This window comes from Streptomyces sp. B5E4 (assembly GCF_039871555.1).
Taxonomy (GTDB): domain Bacteria; phylum Actinomycetota; class Actinomycetes; order Streptomycetales; family Streptomycetaceae; genus Streptomyces.
This window is the reverse complement of sequence record NZ_JBDPMI010000006.1, coordinates 217,466-238,270: the sequence shown is the minus strand read 5'-3', so window position 1 is coordinate 238,270 and position 20,805 is coordinate 217,466. Positions and strand designations below refer to the sequence as shown.

The following is a 20,805-nucleotide window of genomic DNA, read 5'->3' as shown; positions in this document are numbered from 1 at the left end:
GGACACCGGCTCAGAACGGGTAGCGCGGGTGCTGGGTGGCGACCGTGACCCAGCGGGTGTGGGAGAAGGACTCGATGCCCCACCGGCCGCCGAAGCGACCGTAGCCCGAGGCGCCGACCCCGCCGAACGGCGCCTGCGGCTCGTCGGCGACGGACTGGTCGCCCACGTGCACGATGCCGGTGCGGACACGGCGCGCCACGGCCAGCCCGTGGGTGGCGTTCTCGGTGATGACACCGCAGCTCAGGCCGTTCTCCGTGTCGTTGGCCAGGGCCACGGCCGCGTCGTCGTCGGCGAAGGTGCCGACGGCGCAGACCGGGCCGAAGGACTCCGCGTGGTACAGCTCGGCGTCCTCGGTGACGCCGGTGAGCACCGTAGGCGGGTACACCGCGCCCGCCGGCTCCCCGCCGCCCGCGAGCACCGTGGCCCCCTTGGCCACCGCGTCCTGGACCAGCCCGGCCATCCGCCGGGCGGAGCCCTGGCTGACCAGAGGGCCGACCACCGTGTCCGGGAGCCGGGGGTCGCCCGCCCGCAGTGTGGCGACCTTGGCGGTGAACCTCTCGGTGAACTCGTCGGCGAGGCTCTCGTGGACCAGGACGCGGTCCCCGGACATACAGATCTGGCCGGAGTTCATGAAGACGCCGAAGGCGGCGGCGTCGACCGCGTGACCCACGTCGGCGTCGTCGAGCACGATGATCGAGTTCTTGCCGCCCAGCTCCAGCAGCGCGGGCTTGAGGTGGGTGGCGGCGTGGGTGCCGATGATGCGGCCCACACCGGTGGACCCGGTGAAGTTGACGGCGCGGACCCGGGGGTCGGAGATCAGCGCCTCGGCGATCCCGGCCGCGTCCGCGGGCGCGTTGGTGACGACGTTCAGCACCCCGTCGGGCAGCCCGGCCTCGCGCAGGACGTCGGCGACGAGCAGCCCGCAGGCGATGGGCGCGTCCTCGCTCGGCTTCACCACGACGGTGTTGCCGGCCGCGAGCGGCGCGGCCACGGCGCGCACGCCGAGGATGACGGGGGCGTTCCAGGGCGCGAAGGCGGCGACCACGCCCATCGGTTCACGTACCGCCATGCCCAGCGCGCCCTCTTCCTGGGCGCTGAGCACCTCGCCGCGCGGCGCGGTGACCGCGGCGGCGGCCTCGCGCAGCATGTTGGCGGCGAGGGCCACATTGAAGTACGCCCACGGGCGGGTGCCCCCGGCCTCGTGTGCCATGACCTCGGCGACCTGGTCGCCCTTGCTGTCGAGCAGGTCGGCGGCCCTGAGGAAGAGTGTCCGGCGGGCGAAGGGACTGACCGCGGCCCACTCGGGGAAGGCCGCGTCCGCCGCGGCCACGGCCCGGGCGACGTCCTCGGGTCCTGCGGCGGCCACGGTGGCGTACACCTCGCCGGTGTAGGGGTTGAGGTCCTCGGCGGTACGGCCCGAGGCGGCGGGAGAGTCCTTGCCGTCGATGAGCAGTTCGCGGGTGATGGCCATGACGCGGGGTCCTTTGCCGAGGGTGCGCATGCCGGAGTCCACTCTCAGGCGCGTTCGTCAGGTGAATTGATATTCACGGATGCGTGGGCGGTCAGAGTGCTCCCGGACCGGGGGAATGTCAAGGGGCCCGGGCGGCCCGGCTCAGACGGCGGGGATGCGGGTGAAACGTCCGGCGACGTGCAGGTCCGCCTCGATTCCGGCGGCCGTGGCGCGCAGCTCCGGCAGGAGACCGGTGACGCACTCACCGACGCTGCGGCGGCTGCTGTGCATCGCGACGTTCAGCGCCGCCACGACCACTCCGCCCCGGTCGCGGACCGGGACCGCGATCGAGCGCAGGCCCTCCTCCAACTCCTCGTCGACGAGGGCGTACCCCTCGCGGTGGACGCGGTCCAGGAGCGCCGCGAGCTCCGGGCGCCCGGTGAGGGTGCGCGGAGTCAGCGGCCGCAGTTCCGTGCGTGCCAGCCGCGCGGCGCGCTCCGCGGGCGGGAGGCCGGCCAGCAGCACCCGGCCCATGGAGGTCGCGTAGGCGGGGAAGCGGGTGCCGATGGTGATGTTGACGCTCATGATGCGGCCCGTGGCCACGCGTGCCGTGTATTGGACGTCGTCAGCGGCGAGCACGGCCAGCGACGTGGAGTCGTGCACCCGCTGCGCGAGCGCGGCGAGATGCGGCGCGGCGATCTGGGAGAGCGTCGTCCGGGAGAGCGGGGGGAAGCCGAGGGCGAGGACCTGCGGGGTGAGCCGGAAGGTCCCCGCGTCAGAGGCGACGTACCCGAGGTGCTCCAGGGTGATCAGTGCCCGCCGGGCGGTGGCCCGGGCAAGACCGGTGGCCTCGGCGACGGCGGTGAGCGTCAGCGTCCCGCGCCCCTCGCCGAACGCCGTCAGCACGGTCAGCCCGCGGGCCAGCGACTCGACGAACTCCCGGCCCAGTTGCTGCTTGGAGGCACCGGTCCAGGCGGCGAGCCCGGCAGGCCCGGAGGGCGCCGGGGCGGGCGAGTCGCGGAGCAGGGCCTGCTCCATCGCCTCCACGGCCGTACGCAGCCGGGGCAGCAGCGCGTCGGGCAGGGACGCGGCGCTGTGCCGGCTGGTGTGGCTCACCACGCTGACCGCGCAGGCCACCCGGCCCTCCGCGTCGTGCACGGGCGCGGCGAGGGCGATCAGCCCGGGTTCGATCAGCTGGTCGTCCACCGCCCAGCCCCGCTCCCGGGCCTGCGCCACGCGCTCCTCGAAGCCCGCGACGGCACGGCCGCGGGGCTCGTTCTCCGGCCGGTCGCGCGGCGGCAGACTGGGAAAGCCGAGCCCCTCGGGGTCGGCGGCCCGGTGCGCGGCCCACCGCTTCCACTGCGCACTGCTCCAGCCGGCGGCGAACAACGCGCCCGGCGCGGTGCGTTCCGCGGGCAGCAGGTCGCCGATGCGGAAGCTCAGGGACATGGCGCGGCGCCGGGTCGCCTGCTGGATGAAGCGGATGCCGTCGCCGTCGGAGACCGCGAGGGAGACCGACTCGTCGAGTTCGTCGGCCAGCGCCTCGGCGTGCCGGCCGAGCAGCTCGGGGAGCCGGAGGGCGGCCAGGTAGGCGTTGCCCAGGGCCATCAGGCCCGGCGCCAGAGAGGCGTCGCGGCCGTCCAGCCGTAGGTAGCCCATCCGGGCCAGCGTGCCCGTCACCCGGTCGACGGTGGAGCGGGCCAGTCCCGTGGCGCGTTCGAGGTCGCTGAGGCTGAGGGCCCCGCCGGCGTCGGTGAGCCTGCGCACCACGGCGATCCCGCGCATCAGCGGGGTGACGGCCTCGGGTGGCACCCCGGTGCCGGGCGTCGGCACGGTGCGGGTCGGCGGCATGGACTCTCCCCTGCTGGATCTCGGGGACACCGTAATGAACACGGCCCGCGTCTGCACGAACCCGCCTCGAACTACCCGCCCGCGGGACCGCTCAGGTCCCGCCGTCCCCGTCGCCCCCGCCCCCGCCTCCGCCCTCGCCTTCGGCGTCGGCGTCGGTGTGGCGGCGTGCGCGGCGCCGCTCCCACCAGGCCGTCGCGCTCGGCACCAGGCCGCGCGGCAGGAACAGCACGACCAGGACGAGCAGCAGCCCGTACACGGCGTACGACAGCACGGCGGGCGCGGAGCTGGGCATGCCCTCGGCGGTGCCGAGCTCGTTGAGCTCCTGCAGGAGCAGCGTGATCGCGGTCGCGCCGGCGAGCGCCCCCCAGATGGTGCCCAGGCCGCCGATCACGGCCATCACCACGAACTCGAAGGAGAGCAGCACGGGGAAGGAGCCGGGAGCCACATATCCGGTGTAGAAGGCGTAGATCCCGCCCGCGAGACCCGCGAAGCCGGCCGAGAGGCTGAACACCGCCAGCTTGTAGGTCACCACCGGCACCCCGGCGGACTCGGCGGCCACCTCGCTGGTCGCCAGCGCCCGCAGCCCGCGGCCCGGGCGGGAGGCGACCACGTTGCGGGTGATGACCACGGCCACCGCCAGCGCGGCGAGTGCCAGATAGGCGTACGAGGCCGCGGTCGCGAACTCGTAGCCGGCGAGGGTGAGACGGGGCACGCCCTGCAGGCCGATGTCGCCGCCCGTCCACTCCTGCTGGCCCACCACGTTGAGCAGGATGAGCTGTATCGCGAGCGTCGCGAACGCCAGTTGGTGGCCGCGCAGGCGCAGCAGCGGGACGCCGATCACCGCGGCCACGACGGCCGACGCGAAGGGCGCGGCGGCCAGCCCGAGCCAGGTGGGCTGGTCGTGCGTGGCGATCAGGGCGGCCGTGTAGGCGCCGACGAGGTAGAAGGCCGCGTGCCCGAGGGAGACCTGCCCCGCGTAGCCCATGAGCATCGACAGGCCGGTGACCACGATGGCCGACAGCAGCAGCGTGACGTAGACCGGGACGTCGGAGCCCGCCAGCACCTGCGGCAGCAGCAGGGCCGTCACGCACACGGCGAGGACGGCCAGGGTGCGGGGCCGCCGCAGTCGGCGGGCGAGGTCGGACGCGTCGATCCACGAGGGCTTCGTCCGCGCCCCCGCCGCCTTCGCCGCCTGCGCCGGCTGTGTCACCTTCGTCTCCTTCGCCTCCTTCATCGGGCTGCCTCCTCGTGCAGAGCGGTGTGCTGCGAGGCCCGCCAGATCATGACCGCGAGCATCAGGGCCAGGGCCACGACGCTCTGGTAAGAGGCCTTGTAGTAGCCGGCGACCATCGACTCCGCGACCCCGAGGGCCAGTCCGCCGGCCAGGGCCGGGCCCAGCCGGATCAGGCCGCCGAGGATCGCGGCCGCGAACCCGTTGGTGATCAGCAGGACGTCGCTGTCGTACGAGAGGGACTGCAGCGGCGTGATCAGCACGCCGGCCACGCCGCCGAGCGCACCGCCGAGGGCGAAGGCGACGAGTCCCATGCGGGTGACGTCGATGCCCACGGCGCGTGCCGCGTACGGGTTGGAGGCGCAGGCGCCGAGCGCCTTGCCGAGGTGGGTGCGGGTGAAGAAGAGCCCCAGCGCGGCGAATCCGACCGCCGCGGCCCCGATCACCAGGAAGTACTGCTTCTGCAGATACGCGCCGCCGATCTCCACCGCTCCGCCGAGCCCGGGAAACGAACGCGGGTCCTCACCCCAGATCATGATCTCGACGGCGTAGGCCAGGAACCCGATCCCGAGGGTGACGATCAGCGCCGACTGCGGGCTGGTGCCGCGCCGTCCGATGGCGGCGATGCCGACGAGCAGTCCCGCCCCGCTCGCCGCGAGCACGGCGACGACCTCGGCCACCCCGTGCGGCAGGCCCGCCGACAGCAGCGATCCGGCGGTCAGACCGGCGACCACGGCGAACATGCCCTGGGCGAAGTTCACCACCCGCGTCACCCGGTGGATCGTCACCAGGCCGCTGCCGAGCAGCGCGAAGCCGCAGCCCACGGCGAGCCCGGAGATGAGGTACTGCACGAACTCGCTCACTCCTGGTCTCCTTCCGCCCCCGGCTGCCCCGCGGGGCCGCCGAGGTAGGCGGCGGAGACCTCGGTGCTCTCCGCCAGCTCCGCGGACGTGCCCTCGATGCGGATGCGGCCCGTCTCCAGGACGTAGGCGCGGGTGCACAGGTCCAGGGCCAGCCGGGCGTTCTGCTCGATCAGCAGGACGGCGAGGCCGCGGGTGGCGTTGAGGTCCCGCAGGTGGTCCGCGAGCGCACGGGTGATCTTCGGCGCGAGGCCGAGGGAGAGCTCGTCGACCACGAGCACCTCGGGGTCGGCCATCAACGCCCGGCCGAAGGCGACCATCTGCTGCTCGCCGCCCGACAGCGTGCCCGCCTTGCGGCGGCGGATCCCCGCCAGGTCCGGCAGCACCTCGTACACCCGGGAGGTGTCGCGCGCCTTGGCGCCCCGGGAGCGCAGCGGCCACGCGCCGAGCCGCAGGTTGTCCTCGACGTCGAGGTCGGGGAACATCTGGCGGCCCTCCGGCACCAGCGCCGCCCGCCCGCGGACCGTTACGCTTCCGGCCGCCGGCCGGATCAGGCCCATCACCGCGTTGACCAGGGAGGACTTGCCTGCTCCGTTCGGGCCGACCAGGGCGACCGCCTCGCCGGCGGCGACGGACAGGCTGACCCGGTCCACGGCGGTCGCGGTGCCGTAGCGGATGACGACGTCGTCGACCGCGACCACCACCCCTCCGGCGGCGCGGGAGCCGGGGGCGCCGGGCGGGAACGCTCCGCCCGGGAGGACGTCCCGTGCGAAGGCCGTCATACGGCGGTCTCCTGTCCCAGGTAGGCCGCGAGGACCGCGTCGTCGTCGCGGATCTCCCCGGGAGTGCCCTCCGCGATCTCCCGGCCGAGGTCGAGCACGGTGACCCGGTCCGCCAGCCGGGCCACGAACGCCACGTCGTGTTCGATGAGCATCATCGTCAGTCCTTCCGTGCGCAGGCTCTCGATCAGCCGGGCCAGCGCCTCGCGTTCGGCGGCGCGCAGGCCCGAGGCCGGTTCGTCGAGCAGCAGCAGCCGCGGCCGCGCGCACAGGGCCCGGGCCACCTGCAGGGCGCGCTGCTGCCCCAGCGGCAGCACGTCCGCCGAGCGGTCCGCCCAGTCCGCCAGGCCCACCCGGTCGAGCGCCGCCTCGGCGTCGGCCCTGATGGCCGCCTCCTCGCGGTGGTGCCGGGGCAGCCGCAGCGCGGCGGAGACGAAGCCGTGCCGGGTCCGGGCGTGCGCGCCCACCATGACGTTCTCCAGCGCGGTCATCCCGTGGAACAGCCGCGCGCCCTGGAAGACGATCGCGATGCCCTGGCGGGCCCGGGCGTGCGCGGACAGCCGGTCGATACGGCGCAGGCCGCCGCCGGCGCTGTAGTGCACGGTCCCGTGGTCCGCCGTCAGATGGCCGCTGACGAGGTTGAACAGGGTCGACTTGCCTGCCCCGTTGGGGCCGATCACCGCGCGGGTCTCGCCCTCGGCCACGGACAGGTTCACGTCCTGCACGGCGTACACTCCGCCGAAGGCGCGGCCGAGATCCTCGACGTGAAGCATCGCCGCGGCCGTCATCCCGCGGCTTCCGCGGCCTCGGCCAGTTGCTGGCGGCCCCACTCGGTGGGGACCAGCTTGCCGTCCCGCACCTGGTTCATGGAGATGTTGACGACATCCAGGCCGGAGTGGTCCTCGGCGCTGTACGTGTACCGGCCCGTCGGCGTGACCAGGTCCATCGACTCCAGCGCGTCCCGGACCTCCGCCTTGTCCGTGCCGCCCGCCTTCTCGAACGCGGCGGCGATGAGCTGCGCGCCCGCGTACCCGTCCATGGCGAACTGCGGCGGCTCGTAGCCGTACTTCTTCTCGAACGGGTCGGCCATCTTGTCGATGACGTCCTTGAGCTTGCCGTCCGGGAGCTCGTCGCCCACCACCCCGACGGCGCTCTGCACGTACACGTCCTCGGCCGCGTCGCCGACGGGCTCCAGCCACAGCTTGCTGGCCTGGGACGCGGTCATCACCAGCGGAATGCCGAGCCCGGCGGCGGCGTACTGCTTGGCGAGCGTCACCCCGGGGGCGCCGCTCGCCCACACGGCCAGCGCCTCTGCGTCCGAGTTGCGGACGTGGGTGAACACCGGGCTGAAGTCGGAGGCGTTGGTCTCGTACCGCTCGGTCCGCACCAGCTCGACGCCGTACTCGGACGCGAACTTCTCCATCCCCTCGTACCCGGCCACCGCGTACGCCGACTTGGTGTCATACGCCACGGCGATCTTGGTGATCCCCTCCGCCTCGAAGTACCGCAGCATCGACTCGGCGTACTTCGAGGAGGTCGCCGGCACGACGAAGGTGTGCGGCTGGATCGGGTCGACCTGCTCGTCGGCGGGTGCGAGTGAGATGTACGGGATCTGCTCCCGCTCGGCCAGCGGCTCGACCGCCAGTGCGCAGTTGGAGAAGGTCGAGCCGATGATGGCGTCGACCCCGTCCTCCTTGAGCTTGTTGAAGTGCACGACGGCCTGGTCGGGGGCGGTCTTGTCGTCGAGCGTGGTCAGCTCGATCTTGCGCCCCCCGATCCCGCCCTCCTTGTTGATCTGGTCGATCGCCAGCTCCACCGTCTTCGCCGCCTCGGTGCCCAGCGGGGCGTAGTTGCCGGTGAGCGATTCGATGAAGCCGATGTGGATCGGCCCTTCGCCGTCCGAGCCGGCGTCGTCGCCGCAGGCGGTGGTGAGCAGGGCGACCGCGGCGAGCAGGGGCAGGAGTCTGCGCATGTGAACCTCCGGAGATTGCCGCGCCCGGGCCGCTGACGGATGTCCCGGGCCGGCGGGATGAGTGGAGCGGTCAGGCAGGACCCACGAGGTCGCCGGCTGCTGTGCCGGGAATGCAGTGCGAAGATAGGCGCAAACTTGACTGCCGTCAATATTTTGCCCAATATCAATCAGCCGCGGTTCGCGGCCCGTCGGGCCGTCCCGCCGCGCGCTGTCATTACGCTGACCGCATGGGAGCAGAATCGGTGAACCCTGGTGTGGACGAGGGCCCTCTGACCAGTCGCGCAGGCACGTCCGCGGGCCTGCGCCCGCAGTCGGTGATGCTGACGTTCCTCGGCAACTACGTGCTCGGACGCGATATCGCCGTCTTCTCGGGCAGCTTCATCGACGTCTTCGCCCGCCTCGGCGTGGGCGAGCACGCCCTCCGCTCGACGCTCACGCGCATGGTCCGCCGTGACCTGCTCGCCCGGCACCGCCGGGGCCGCCGGATGTACTTCGGCCTCACCGAGCGCTCGGCGGAGATCCTGCGCGACGGGGAGACGCGGGTGTGGCAGCGCGGCGCGGTCAACGCCGACTGGGACGGCACCTGGACCGTCCTGGCCTTCTCGCTCCCCGAGTCCTGGCAGCGGCAGCGGCACGACCTGCGCGCCCGGCTGGTCTGGGCCGGCTTCGGCACCCTCGGGAACGGCATGTGGATCGCCCCGTCCGGTGTGGACGTCAGCCGCATCGTCAGCAGCCCGGAGCTGGCGGGCCGGGTCAAGGTCTTCTCCGGCGCCGCCCAGCCGCCCACCGACGTCGGGCAGATGGTACGGCAGGCCTTCGACCTGGACGGGCTCGTCGCCGGCTACAGCGACTTCCTGCTGCGCTGGGACATTCCGGACCCGTTCCCCGACGCGCCCGACGACTTGGCCCGCTACCTGCGCCTGCTCACCGAGTGGCTGCAACTGGTGCGGATGGATCCGCGGCTGCCGGTGCAGCACCTGCCGGCGGACTGGCCGGCCGCCCGTGCCCAGGACGTCGTGCACCGGCTGCGCAGCCGCTACGAGGGCCCCGCCCGGGAGATCGCGGACCGCACCTGCGAGATCGTCGAGCTGGGCTGACACCCGGCGCGGAGCACTCATCCCAGCGGCAACCCCGCGTAGTTCTCGGCGAGTTCGGCGGCCGCATGCGGGGACGTCGCGATGCGGTCCAACTGGGAGAGCTGCAGCCGGCTGTCGAAAGGGCTCTGCTCCGGGTCGGCGTGCAGGGTCGTGGTCATGAAGTACGAGAAGTGCTCGGCGCGCCACACCCGGCGCAGACACGTGTCCGAGTAGGCGTCGAGCAGGTCGGCGGAACCGCTCTCGTGGAGGCGGGCGAAGGCCCGCGCCAGCACGATGACGTCCGCCGCCGCCAGGTTCAGGCCCTTGGCCCCGGTCGGCGGCACGATATGGGCCGCGTCGCCCGCGAGGAACACCCGGCCGTGCCGCATGGGCTCCAGGACGTGGCTGCGCATCGGAAGCACCGACTTCGCCGTGACCGGGCCGCGGGCGAGCCTCCAGTCGCCGTCGACGGCGAACCGCGCGTCGAGCTCGTCCCAGATCCGCTCGTCCGGCCAGTCGGCGGGCTCTGCGCCGTTCGGCACCTGCAGGTAGAGGCGGCTGACGAAGGGGGAGCGCATGCTGTGCAGCGCGAAGCCGCGCGGCGAGTGCGCGTAGATCAGCTCGTCGCAGGACGGGGCGACGTCCGCCAGTATGCCGAGCCAGGAGTACGGGTACGTCCGCTCGTACACACGCTGCACCCCGTCCGGGAACGCCGACCTGGCCACCCCGTGGAAGCCGTCGCAGCCGACCACGTAGTCACAGGTCAGGGCCTGCTCCCGGCCCCGGTGCAGGTAGCGGATCGTCGGCCGGTCGGTGTCCGCGCCCTCGACCGCCCGCACCTCGGCCTCGAAGAACAGCGGCGCGCCGTCCTCGAGCTGCAGGGCGATGAGGTCCTTGACCACCTCGGTCTGCGCATACACCCACACCCGGCGCCCGCCGGTCAGCGACGGGAAGTCGATCCGGTGCGAGCGGCGGTCGAAGCGCAGCTCGATGCCGTCGTGGACGAGCCCCTCGCGGTCCAGCCGCTCGCCGGCCCCGCAGGACCGCAGCGCGTCCACCGTGCTCTGCTCGAGGATGCCCGCACGCTGGCGCTGCTCGGCGTACGCGCGGTCGCGGCTCTCCAGGACCACGCAGTCGACGCCGGCCCTGCGCAGCAACCGGGCCAGGAGCAGACCGGCCGGGCCGCCGCCGACGATGCCGACGGTGATGTGCATCAGGTGACCCCCCCTTCGGGCTCATCGGGCTCATCGGGCTCTCCGGAAGTGCCGGGCTGTCCGGGCTGCTGTCCGGGCTGTCCGGGCTGCGCCAGCGTTCGGTCGGCGACGGCGAACGCGGCGTTGGCGGCGGGCACCCCGCAGTAGACCGCCGACTGGAGCAGGACTTCCTGGATCTCGTCGGGTGTGAGGCCGTTGCGCAGCGCGGCCCGCACATGCATCGCCAGCTCCTCGAGGTGGCCGCCGGCCACCAGCGCGGTGAGCGTGATGCAACTGCGGGTCGCGCGGCTCAGGCCCGGACGCGTCCAGATCTCGCCCCACGCGTAGCGGGTGATGAAGTCCTGGAAGTCGGCGGTGAAGCCGGTCGTGCGGGCGGCGGCCCGGTCGACGTGGGCGTCGCCGAGGACGGAGCGCCGGACGGCCGTGCCGGCCGCACGCCGCTCCGTGTCGCTCTCTGCGGGCGTCCCCAGCCCGGTGAAGTGGGCGAGCAGCGCGGCCAGTACGGGGCCTGGCCGTTCGACGTTCGCGAGGTGGGCGGCGTGCGCCACCTCGGTCAGGCCCGCGCCCGGGATGCCGTCGGCCAGCTCGCGGGCGCGCGCGGGCGGGGTGGCCGGGTCGTCGCGGCCGGCGACGACGAGGGTGGGCGCGGTGATCCGCGGCAGGTCCGCGCGGAGGTCGTAGCCGGCCAGCGCCTCGCAGAGGGCGGCGTACGCGTACGGGTCCGCGCGGCGCAGGTCGCCGACGAGGGCGCGGGCCGCCGGCTCCCCGGCGAACGCGGGTGTGAACCACCGGCCGGGCGCGGCCCCGGCCACCGGCTCCGTCCCCTTCTCCCGGACGAGCGCGGCCCGTTCGAGCCACGGGCCGGGGTCGCCGAAGCGGGCGGAGGAGCAGACCAGGGCGAGGCTGTCGACCCGGTCGGGGTGGTGCACGGCGAGCCACGCACCGACGGCGCCGCCGAGGGAGATTCCGGCGTACCGGAAGCGGTCGATGCCCAGGTGGTCGGCGAGCTCGAGCACCAGACCGGCGAGTTCACCGACGCCGCCCGCACCCTGCGCGGCACCTGCGCCCGGCTCGGCGGCTGCGGCCGTCCCGGCGACAATGGCCGCTGTCGACCCGGTCCGGGGCACCGCGCCCGTCCCGACGCGGGTCGCCGCCTCCCGCCCGGCCCCGGGCAGCGGGCCGTCGGGACGGACGCCATGGCCCGGCAGATCCCACCGGACGACGCGGTGGCCGCGTGCGAGTGCGGGGAACTGCGGGTCCCAGACGGCGAGCGAGGTGCCCAGGGAGGGCCCGAGGATAAGCGGGGGAGCGGCGGCAGGACCGTCGACGCGGTGGTGCAGCAGCCGGGGACGTGGCGGCGGAGTCATGGGGAACCTCCGGACGGGGGACGCGGGTCGGCGCTACCGAGGGCGGTCCGGGTCGCAGGGGCGACCCGGCAGGGCGCCGGTGGACCGTGGCACCCGCGTGGCCGGCGCGGCTCGCGCCGGCGCCGGGTGGTGTCGCCGCGTGGTCAGGAGAGGTCAAGGAACACCGTCTCCCCTTCGCCCTGCAGGCGGATGTCGAAGCGGTACGTACGGTTCGGCTCCCGGGCCGCGATCAGCGTCGCGCGTCGGTCCGGCGGGAGCGAGGACAGCAGTCCGTCGGCCGCGTCGTCGAGGTACATCCGGGTGTAGAGGTGGTGCAGCAGGCCGCGGGCGAAGACCGCGACCGAGAGGTACGGGACTCCGCCCGGCGGCAGCGTGCGGGCGGCGTAGTGCCCGTCGGCGTCCGTCGGTATGCGCCCGAAACCGGTGAAGCGCACGCCGTCGCGGCCGATGACGGCACCGGTGACCTGGTCCCGGCGCAGCGACCCCGGCGCCCCGCGCCGTGAGCCGTCGGGGGCGGGCTGCCAGATCTCCACCAAGGCGTCGGGCACGGGGGCCCCGGTGCCGTCGCGGACGCAGCCGTGGACGGCGATGGCGTCGGGATGTCCCGCGGGGGCGAGGTCGCCGCCGCCCGCGAAGGGGAGGGCGTAGCCGTGGAAGGGGCCGACGGTCTGCGACGGGGTCGGGGGGAGGGACATCAGCGGCCTTCCTCGATCCAGGTGGCGGCGGGGCCGTCCAGGACGATGTCCCAGCGGTAGCCGAGGGACCACTCCGGCGTGGACAGCTCGTGGTCGTACGCGGCGACCAGGCGCTCGCGGGCCGCGTCGTCGGTGACGGACTGCAGGATCGGGTCGTGCGGGAAGAGCGGATCTCCCGGGAAGTACATCTGGGTGACCAGGCGCTGGCTGAACGCGGTTCCGAAGAGCGAGAAGTGGATGTGGGCGGGCCGCCAGGCGTTGGTGTGGTTACGCCACGGATAGGCGCCGGGCCTGACGGTGGTGAACGCGTACTCGCCGCGGTCGTCGGTCAGACAGCGGCCGACGCCGGTGAAGTTCGGGTCCAGCGGGGCGGGGTGCTGGTCGCGCTGGTGCGCGTAGCGGCCGGAGGCGTTGGCCTGCCAGAGCTCCACGAGCTGGTGGCGTACGGGACGGCCCGCCCGGTCGAGGACGCGGCCGGTGACGGTGATGCGCTCGCCGAGCGGCGCACCCTGGTGCTGCCGGGTCAGGTCGCTGTCCAGCTCGGTGACGTCGGTGACGCCGAACACCGGCCCGGACAGCTCGACGGCCTCCGGATCGTCCAGGCCGACGAGCGGGTGCCGGGGGTGCCGCAAGGCGCCGCTGCGGTACGGAGCGTAGCCGCGGTCGGGGTGGTGCCGGACGGGGGCGCCGCCGGCCACGGCCTTGGCGTAGGCGTCGTGCGCCTGCGCGATCTCGGCGCCGATGTCGGCCTGGGTCAACGGTTCCGTCATGTGCGGTCACCTGCCTTTCCGGGACGAGGGCGAGGCCCTGGCCGACGCCGGTGCACAGGACGGCGAGCCCGGTGCCGGCGGCGAGCCGGTGGGCGACCGCAACGGCGAGCCGGGCGCCGGAGGCGATGGCCGAAGTCCCGCCCGGCCCGCGCCGGTGCCTTCCCCACGGCATCGACAGGGCCGAGCCGCGGCGTCCGGTCGACCGGGGCCCGTACGGCCCGGGCGGCGAGGTCGTCCGGGCGGATGCCGGACAGGGCGCCGCCGCACGTGACGGCCGGGGTGCGGACGGCGCCGACGATGTCGACGTCGTTGAGGCCGTCGGTCTTCATGCCGCTGCCCTCCCCGCGGTCTTGAGCGCCCGCAGCGCGCTCAGCTCCTGTGCCGTGGGCGGCACCGTGGTGCCGACGGTGTCGGCGGTCCTCAGCTCCCACCCGGTGGCCGCCCGCACCTGCTCCGCGGTCACGCCGGGGTGCAGCTCGGTCAGGACCAGCTCGGCGGTGGCCGGGTCGGGGCGCAGCACGCCCAGGTCGGTGATGACGGCGGTGGGGCCCTTGCCGCGCAGCCCGAGCCGGCGGCGGTCCCCCGGCCCCGAGCCGTGGCCCACGGAGGTGACGAAGTCCAGCCGCTCGACGAAGCTGCGGGGCGAGTGCCGCAGCACGATGAGGACCTCGCCGCAGCTCGCGGCGATCTCCGGCGCCCCGCCCGCGCCGGGCAGCCGGCCCTGCGGCCGGCCCGGGCCGCGGTCGACGACGGTGGTGTTGATGTTCGCGTACCGGTCGAGCTGGGCGGCGCCGAGGAAGCCGACGTCGATCCGTCCGCCCTGGAGCCAGTAGTTGAACATCTCCGGCACCGACACCACGGCGTCGGCGGTGTCGGCGAGCTCGCCGTCGCCGATGGACAGCGGCAGCCGGGTCGGCCTCGATCCGATCGTGCCGGACTCGTAGATGAGCACCAGGTCCGGACGGGCGGTCCGCCGGGCGAGGTTCGCCGCGGCGCTCGGCAGGCCGATGCCGACGAAGCAGGTCCTGGCGTCCGCGAGGGCGCGCGCGGCGTTGACGGTCATCAGCTCGTCGCTCGTCCAGCCGCTCATCGGACGGCTCTCTCCCGTACGTGCGTGTCCAGCCAGGCGGTGAAGGCGTCGCGGTCGCGCGCGATGCGGTCCCAGTCCCGGTAGCTGTCGTTGTCGCGCTGCGAGTAACCCGCGGCGTACGAGGGGTGGGCGCCGTCCGGCATCTCGGCGACGGCGGTCACCGTCCAGCCCGGCAGCACCACGGCACCGGGTCTGGGTTCGAGCCTGTCGACGATCTCCTCGACGGTGACCAGCACGCACCGTGCGGCCAGCGCCGCCTCCTTCTGCACCCCGATGAGCCCCCACATCTGGACGTTGCCGTCTCGATCTGCCTGCTGGGCGTGGATCACGGTCACGTCCGGATTGACGGCGGCGACGGCCGCCAGCTCCTCACCGGTGAAGGGGCACCGCACGGTCGAGACGGTCCCGGTGCGGTCCGGCAGCCCCGTCCCCGCGTAGCCGCGCAGTACCGCGAACGGCAGCCCCGACGCTCCTGCGACGTAGCGGTTCGCCATCCCGGCGTGGCTGTGCTCGTCCAGCTCGAGCGGCCGCGGCCAGCCGTTCTCGACCGCGTCCCGGAACCGGTGCAGCGAGCCGACCCCGGGGTTCCCTCCCCAGGAGAACATGAGCTTGCGGACGAGCCCGGCGCCGATCAGCTGGTCGTAAATCACGTCCGGGGTCATGCGCACGAGGGTGAGGTCGGTGATGCCCTGCCGGATGACCTCGTGGGCGGCGGCGAAGGGGATGAGGTGGGTGAAGCCCTCCATCGCGACGGTGTCGCCGTCGTGGATCAACTCGCCGACCGCATCCCGCAGCGTCCGGACCTCGGCCATGTCCCCTCACTTCCCCGCACTCACGTCATGTTCGTCCAGTGAAGTTTATTTCAATAGCGGTAGGTCAGTCAGTCTGCCCCCGCCCGCAAGTCCCGGTCAACAGGGGGGAACCGGTTGAATGGGACATTCACGCGAAGCCGATGACCGTCCAGGGGGAGACGATCATCACCGGCTTCGACAAGCGCCTCACGGGCGGTGCGGTACGGGCCGATGCGGTACCGGCCCCGTCGGTGGCGGCCCCAGGCTGGTCTTCCACGTTCTGGGCCCGCAGTCGTGCGGGGCGTAGGGTCGGGCGCCGGCCTGGGTTTGGTTGCGTCCGCGTCGTAGGCGTAACTGGTGGTGCTGGAGCCGGTGGGGCAGGTCTCGGCTTCGGTGGGGGCATCCGTTGGCCGTCGGCAACTGGCTGGCCGTCAGGTTCGCGGCTGCACCTCGGTAGGTGCTACCTCGGCTGGAGTCCGGCGCCGGTACTCCGGCACCGCCGGCCGCAGGGGGCGTCGACCACGACTCCACCAGCCCCGGCTCCGCGAACGCCTCCTGAGCGTGCGTCGCCCACTGATCGGCATCAGCTGTCCGCGAGTCCGTCGGCAGTCGCGTGTCGCCGGGCGCGCATGGCCAGCGCGGTGAGCACGGCGAGCAGCAGGGCGAGGCCGAGAGTTCCCGCGTTGAGGCCGACGCCGTGGATGAAGACATAGGAGAGCATGCCCGCGGCGACGCAGTAGTAGATCATCGGCACGACCGTCTTGCGGATGAGGTGGCCCTCTTTGCCGATGAGCCCTACGGTGGCACACGCGGCGACGACATTGTGGACCGTGACCATGTTCCCTGCCGCGCCGCCGACCGCTTGCGTGGCCACAACAACCGTCGGACTGACGTCGATCTGCTCTGCCGTCGAGAACTGGAAGAGCGAGAACATCAGGTTGCTCACCGTGTTGCTGCCCGCCACGAATGCGCCGAGCGCGCCGACCCAGGGCGCGAACATCGGCCAGGCCGAGCCGGCGAGGTCCGCCGCTCCGGTGGCGAGGGTCAGGGGCATGCTGTCCAGCCCCGTGGTGTTGAAGTCGGGGCCGGAGTTGATGAACACCCGGACGAGAGGAACGGCGAACAGGAGCGCCACCCCCGCGGCGACGATCTGGCGACCCGCCACTCGCCACGACTCAGCGATCTCGCGGCGCTTCATGCGGAACACCAGGTAGGTGAACCCGATGGTCGCCAGGAACATGAACCCCGGTAGGAAGAGCGGCTCCACTGCCTGGGAGACCCCCGTGCCGAGGACGCCGTTCCACTCGATCGACATCCCCGACAGCCATTCCTTGAGCGGCAATTGGGGAAGCCGGGTGAGCACGAGCAGCGAGGCCACCACCAGATAGGGCAGCCATGCTTTGGCCACGGGCATGTCCGTTGCGGTGGCCTCGCGCATGTCGGGCTGCACGGTGCCCGTCCACTCGGGCAGCCAGCGCTCCCGCGGAGGGAAGTCCCAGGGCCGTGCGGGTTGCAGGAAGCCGCGCCGGGTCGCGATCATGACGATGAACAGGCCGACGAGCCCGCCGAGGAGCGAGGGGAACTCCGGACCGAACAGCACCGCGACCGCCACATAGGGAACGGTCATGGCGAGCGCGGCGAACAACGCGAAAGGCGCGATCGCCAGGCCCTCCCCGAAGCTGCGGCGGGTACCGAAGTAGCGGGTCAGCAGGCAGACGACGAACAGCGGCACAAGAGTACCGATGATCGCGTGCAGTAGCGCGACCTGGACGGCGACCTCCGGCACGTAATCGGCCAGGACGGTACCCTCACGCTCCAGGTGGGCCTCAACGGCCGGGGAACCGCTCAGCCCGTCGTTGACACCGACGAGCATCGGCGTGCCCACGGCCCCGAAGCTCACCGGCGTGCTCTGGATGATCAGCCCCACCATCACGGCGGCCATCGCCGGGAAACCCAGGGCAAGCAGCAACGGGGCCACCACCGCCGCGGGCGTACCGAACCCGGAGGCGCCCTCGATGAAACTGCCGAACAGCCAGCCCACGATGATCGCCTGCACCCGGCGGTCGGGGCTGATCCGGGTGAACGCGGAACGGATCGTCCGCAGGGCCCCGCTGGCGTCGAGCGTCGCCAGGAGCAACAGGGCACCGAAGACGATGTACAGCAGGGTGAGGGCGATGATCAGCCCCTGGACCGAGGAGGCGACCACCTCGGTGGCCCCGACCTCCCAGGCCACCATGGCGATCACGACGACGAGGACGTAGCCGGCGGGCATGGCATGGGTGGCGGGCCAGCGCAGCCCGACGAGCAGTACCCCCACGAGGAGGACCGGGGCCAGGGCAAGGAGGCTCAGAACGGCGAGGTTATCGGTCAGCACGGGGTGCGCCTTCCGGCGCCGCCGGTGGCGATCCAGGTGCCGGTCATCCACCGGGCAGAACTGTGGGGCGGGGGACTGTTCTCCATGGCTACCTCCCTTGCGGGGGCGACAGCCGTTCGACCGGTTCCCGGCTCACGTCCCGGTTCGGTCGCGCGGCTCGTGGGTGACCTTGGTCGGACCAAGCATCGGTGGGACCGTAGGATTGCCCTCATCAGGTGTCAATAGGGCGGGTGACGGCCGCCTTTGGCTTCTTCCGAGGGAGGGGGAGGCAGTGCCCGAGGCCACCGGCTGGCAGCCACTGGTCCGTTCTCGCGCGTGGGAGCAGGTCGTCGACCGCGTGGAGGAGAAGATCCTCTCCGGCGATCTGCGCATCGGCGACCGCCTCCCGCCCGAGCGGGACCTCGCCTCGATGCTCGGGGTGAGCAGGGCGGCCGTGCGCGAGGCGCTCCGTGTGCTGGAGGCACACGGTGTCCTGCACCGGCCTCGGGTCGGCACCGGTCGCGACTCCGGCAGCGTCATCGCCGGCACTCCGACGACCGGCCTCTCCAGGCTGCTTCGCGTCCATGTCGCGCTGTCGAACTTCGACCTGGACGAGATCACGGAGGCCCGCGTCGCGCTGGAGCGGGCGAGCGCCTCCCTGGCCGCCTCGCAGGCAACGGAGAGCGATCTCGCCCGCATGCGCGAACTCCTCGACCGCATGGACGACGAGACCCTGCCGCTGGACCGGTTCAACGACCTGGACACCGACTTTCACATGGCGCTGGCCGAGGCGGCGGACAACCGGCTCGTGACCGCCCTCACCACCGCGATCCGCGGGGCGATCCGGCACACTCTCCTCCACGCTTTCGAGCAGTTGGCCGATGCGGACGCCGTGCTGAACGCGCTGCGCCGCCAGCACCGCTCGCTTTACGAGGCCATCGCGCAAGGTGACGCCGACCGGGCCGCCGACGAAGTCGACCGGCACATCCGCGGCTTCCACCGCATCGCATCCCAGACCCTCAACCGGTCCATGCCCCGCACCCCGCCTGCGTGCTGAAGGGGGCGCCGACCGCGCCTCGGGTCGGGGCGCACGAACACGTTCACGGCGTCTGGCACACGGGGCGAACCCGCACGAGAAAGTCCGACAGCAGACCGCTGCGCAGAGCGCGGGCGAGTGCGACGCGGCCGCGTTGGCCGTGGCAGAGCGTGGAGCTGCGTTCGCCGGGTTGCGGCGAGGAGGAGGCTGCCACGCAGCATGCGGTGGCGCCTGTGCGCCCACCGGGTCGACGAGCTGATCCGCCCGGATGCCGGCACCGGCATCGCACCGGCGTCGGCTGCGTCCGTCGGTGCCGTCACGAGAACCGCGGGTGCCCGTGGTGTGCCCGCTCACCCCGGCGCTTGGCGACGCGACGACCTGCAGTCGCCCTGTGCGGGTGACTGGTTGTCGTTGCCTTTATCCGGCGAGCCGATGGAATCGGCACGGAGGCGCATCAGTCGGCGAGAAGAGCGTCGACGACGGCGTCCGTCCTGGTCCTCGCTCCGGGCGAATCCACGAAGTTCCCCGCCCCGTAGTTCTTCAGAAGTTCCAGTATGGCGTGCTCGTACGCGGCCGACGCACAGTGGGTGCCGACGGGTACTTGGGCTTGTCAACAACAGAAAGGCACCGACGGCGACCGGGAAGAAAGTTTGCCATGCCCTGGCGCCACCGAGAAGGCGCGGGGCGAGAATTCATCACTTCTGCCGTGTGCCGCACCGCCGGAGCCCTCATGAATGCTGATATGTGAGAACGGGATTCCGTCTCATTGCCAATGTGCCCGTTTCGGGATCGCGGGCAGAATCCTCCCCCAGGGTCTATGGGAGACCGCACCGGGACGGATGTCTGGAGGACGGATGGCAGCGGATGACCTCCCGCTGGAAGTCGTGACGATGGCCGACGTGGCCATCGTGCTGCTCGCAGGCCATGTGGTCGCCAGGATGAGCAGGAGGTTCCGCCAGCCGCCGGTCGTAGCCGAGATCGCCACCGGCATCATGCTCGGGCCGAGCCTCCTCGGCCTCCTGCCCGGGAACCTGCCCGAGCGGATCTTCCCCGGTGGCGCCCTGCCCATGCTTTCCGCCGTCGCCCACGTGGGCCTGTTGCTGTTCATGTTCATGGCCGGCTGGGAGATGGACCTCGGCCGGCTGCGCGGCCGCAGCCGGTCGATCGGCACGCTGGCGCTGCTTTCCATGTCCGTGCCCCTGGTGATCGGAGCCGGAGCGGCTCTCGTGCTCGCCGGACCCTATGCCGGGAGCGGACAGCACACCGTCGCCTTCGTCCTGTTCGTGAGCACGGCCTTCGCCATCACCGCTTTCCCCGTGCTGGCCAGGATCATCCAGGACGGCGGGCTCGGCAGGACGCGTGTGGGGTCGACGGCGATGGTCTGTGCCGCCATCGGGGATGTGCTGGCCTGGGCGTTACTGGCGATCGTGATCGCGGTCGCCGGGTCGGGCGGCACCGGCGACTTCTTCTTCGTCATCGGCCTCACGGCGGCGTACGCGCTGGTGATGGCCGTCGGGGTGCGGCCACTGCTGAAGTACGTCGCCGACCGCTACGGCGGTGCCTCGCACGGGACCAGCCTGCTCGTCCTGACCGCCTCCGGGGTTTACCTCTCCGCGTGGCTGACCTCCTGGATCGGGATTCACGCCATCTTCGGGGCATTCGCCTTCGGCCTCGTCATGCCGCGCGGCGGCGACAGCCGGCACGACCTGCACGGGCGCCTGGAGATACCTTTCACCGGCACCATGACACTGATGCTGCCCGTCTTCTTCATCGTCACTGGGATGTCGGTGGATGTGACCACGCTCGGCTTCGGCGGGGCGGCCTACCTCGGGTTCATCCTCTTCGTCGCCGTCCTCGGCAAGTACGCCGGGACGTTGGTGCCGGCGCGGGTGGCGGGAATGTCGTGGAGGGAGGCCGGGGCGTTTGCGACGCTGATGAACACCCGCGGGCTCACCGAGATCATCATTCTCGACGTCGGGCACCAACTGGGCATCATCAACACCGAGATGTTCACCATGATGGTGGTCATGGCGCTGTTCACCACGGCCATGGCGGGACCGGTGCTGCACCGGCTGGAGATCACCCGGACCGTTGCGCCCGCGCAACCCGCGGCTCCCACGGAGCCCGCGGCCCCCACGGAGCCCGTCGGGAGCGCCACCGAGTCGGCCGCACTCGCGAAACCGCCCGCGTGACCCCGGCACCTGGCCGGATCGGCCCGCTCCTGCTCTGGCGCGGTGTCGCGGGGAGGCCGTCGAAGACCGACTGGACGG

At 72.6% G+C, this 20,805-nt stretch carries 17 protein-coding genes; 3 read left to right on the top strand and 14 right to left on the bottom strand.

Annotated features, from left to right (window positions below):
• Positions 1–10 precede the first annotated feature (10 nt).
• The 7 genes from ABGA99_RS11220 to ABGA99_RS11190 all read right to left on the bottom strand — a co-directional run bounded on the left by ABGA99_RS11220 (position 11) and on the right by ABGA99_RS11190 (position 8,143).
• Positions 11–1,471 (bottom strand): aldehyde dehydrogenase family protein, encoded by a 1,461-nt coding sequence (locus ABGA99_RS11220; protein ID WP_347577224.1) that lies wholly within the window; start codon positions 1,469–1,471, stop codon positions 11–13.
• 141 nt (positions 1,472–1,612) lie between these two features.
• Positions 1,613–3,301 (bottom strand): IclR family transcriptional regulator C-terminal domain-containing protein, encoded by a 1,689-nt coding sequence (locus ABGA99_RS11215; RefSeq protein ID WP_347577223.1) that lies wholly within the window; start codon positions 3,299–3,301, stop codon positions 1,613–1,615.
• A gap of 91 nt (positions 3,302–3,392) precedes the next feature.
• Positions 3,393–4,535, bottom strand: coding sequence for a branched-chain amino acid ABC transporter permease (locus ABGA99_RS11210; protein ID WP_347577222.1), 1,143 nt, complete (start codon positions 4,533–4,535; stop codon positions 3,393–3,395).
• The gene (locus ABGA99_RS11205; protein WP_047018874.1) at positions 4,532–5,395 is read right to left on the bottom strand and encodes a branched-chain amino acid ABC transporter permease; all 864 of its coding nucleotides are present in this window, start codon (positions 5,393–5,395) and stop codon (positions 4,532–4,534) included. Before ABGA99_RS11205 ends, ABGA99_RS11210 begins: the two co-directional genes overlap by 4 nt.
• Positions 5,392–6,174, bottom strand: coding sequence for an ABC transporter ATP-binding protein (locus tag ABGA99_RS11200; protein ID WP_347577221.1), 783 nt, complete (start codon positions 6,172–6,174; stop codon positions 5,392–5,394). Before ABGA99_RS11200 ends, ABGA99_RS11205 begins: the two co-directional genes overlap by 4 nt.
• A complete protein-coding gene (locus ABGA99_RS11195) occupies positions 6,171–6,944 on the bottom strand; it encodes an ABC transporter ATP-binding protein (protein WP_347577220.1) in 774 nt (257 codons plus the stop codon). The genes ABGA99_RS11200 and ABGA99_RS11195 overlap by 4 nt, the downstream gene beginning before the upstream one ends.
• An 11-nt stretch (positions 6,945–6,955) precedes the next feature.
• Positions 6,956–8,143, bottom strand: a complete 1,188-nt coding sequence (locus ABGA99_RS11190) for an ABC transporter substrate-binding protein (protein WP_347582570.1) — start codon at positions 8,141–8,143, stop codon at positions 6,956–6,958.
• A 227-nt stretch (positions 8,144–8,370) separates the two neighbouring features.
• Here ABGA99_RS11190 and ABGA99_RS11185 point away from each other — a divergent pair, with 227 nt between their 5' ends.
• Positions 8,371–9,240, top strand: coding sequence for a PaaX family transcriptional regulator C-terminal domain-containing protein (locus ABGA99_RS11185; protein WP_347577218.1), 870 nt, complete (start codon positions 8,371–8,373; stop codon positions 9,238–9,240).
• A gap of 17 nt (positions 9,241–9,257) precedes the next feature.
• Here ABGA99_RS11185 and ABGA99_RS11180 read toward each other — a convergent pair whose 3' ends face one another.
• The 7 genes from ABGA99_RS11180 to ABGA99_RS11150 all read right to left on the bottom strand — a co-directional run bounded on the left by ABGA99_RS11180 (position 9,258) and on the right by ABGA99_RS11150 (position 17,520).
• Positions 9,258–10,433 carry a 4-hydroxybenzoate 3-monooxygenase gene (locus ABGA99_RS11180; protein ID WP_347582569.1) on the bottom strand — a complete coding sequence of 392 codons (1,176 nt, stop codon included), beginning with the start codon at positions 10,431–10,433 and terminating at the stop codon, positions 9,258–9,260.
• Positions 10,433–11,800 carry a 4-carboxymuconolactone decarboxylase gene (gene pcaC, locus ABGA99_RS11175; protein ID WP_347582568.1) on the bottom strand — a complete coding sequence of 456 codons (1,368 nt, stop codon included), beginning with the start codon at positions 11,798–11,800 and terminating at the stop codon, positions 10,433–10,435. Before pcaC ends, ABGA99_RS11180 begins: the two co-directional genes overlap by 1 nt.
• A 143-nt stretch (positions 11,801–11,943) precedes the next feature.
• A complete protein-coding gene (pcaG, locus tag ABGA99_RS11170; RefSeq protein WP_347577215.1) occupies positions 11,944–12,495 on the bottom strand; it encodes a protocatechuate 3,4-dioxygenase subunit alpha in 552 nt (183 codons plus the stop codon).
• Entirely contained in the window at positions 12,495–13,265 is a 771-nt protein-coding gene (gene pcaH / locus ABGA99_RS11165) for a protocatechuate 3,4-dioxygenase subunit beta (RefSeq protein ID WP_347582567.1), read from the bottom strand. The genes pcaG and pcaH overlap by 1 nt, the downstream gene beginning before the upstream one ends.
• A 325-nt stretch (positions 13,266–13,590) precedes the next feature.
• Positions 13,591–14,355, bottom strand: coding sequence for a CoA-transferase subunit beta (locus ABGA99_RS11160; RefSeq protein WP_347582566.1), 765 nt, complete (start codon positions 14,353–14,355; stop codon positions 13,591–13,593).
• Positions 14,352–15,167 carry a CoA-transferase gene (locus tag ABGA99_RS11155; protein ID WP_347577212.1) on the bottom strand — a complete coding sequence of 272 codons (816 nt, stop codon included), beginning with the start codon at positions 15,165–15,167 and terminating at the stop codon, positions 14,352–14,354. Before ABGA99_RS11155 ends, ABGA99_RS11160 begins: the two co-directional genes overlap by 4 nt.
• A 562-nt stretch (positions 15,168–15,729) precedes the next feature.
• Complete coding sequence (locus ABGA99_RS11150) at positions 15,730–17,520, bottom strand: L-lactate permease (protein ID WP_347582565.1); 1,791 nt, start codon at positions 17,518–17,520, stop codon at positions 15,730–15,732.
• A gap of 271 nt (positions 17,521–17,791) precedes the next feature.
• Here ABGA99_RS11150 and ABGA99_RS11145 point away from each other — a divergent pair, with 271 nt between their 5' ends.
• Together ABGA99_RS11145 and ABGA99_RS11140 are read left to right on the top strand one after the other, a co-directional pair.
• On the top strand, positions 17,792–18,556 hold the full coding sequence (locus ABGA99_RS11145) for an FCD domain-containing protein (RefSeq protein ID WP_347582564.1): 765 nt from the start codon (positions 17,792–17,794) through the stop codon (positions 18,554–18,556).
• Positions 18,557–19,389: 833 nt separating this feature from the next.
• The gene (locus ABGA99_RS11140; RefSeq protein WP_347582563.1) at positions 19,390–20,727 is read left to right on the top strand and encodes a cation:proton antiporter; all 1,338 of its coding nucleotides are present in this window, start codon (positions 19,390–19,392) and stop codon (positions 20,725–20,727) included.
• Positions 20,728–20,805 lie beyond the last annotated feature (78 nt).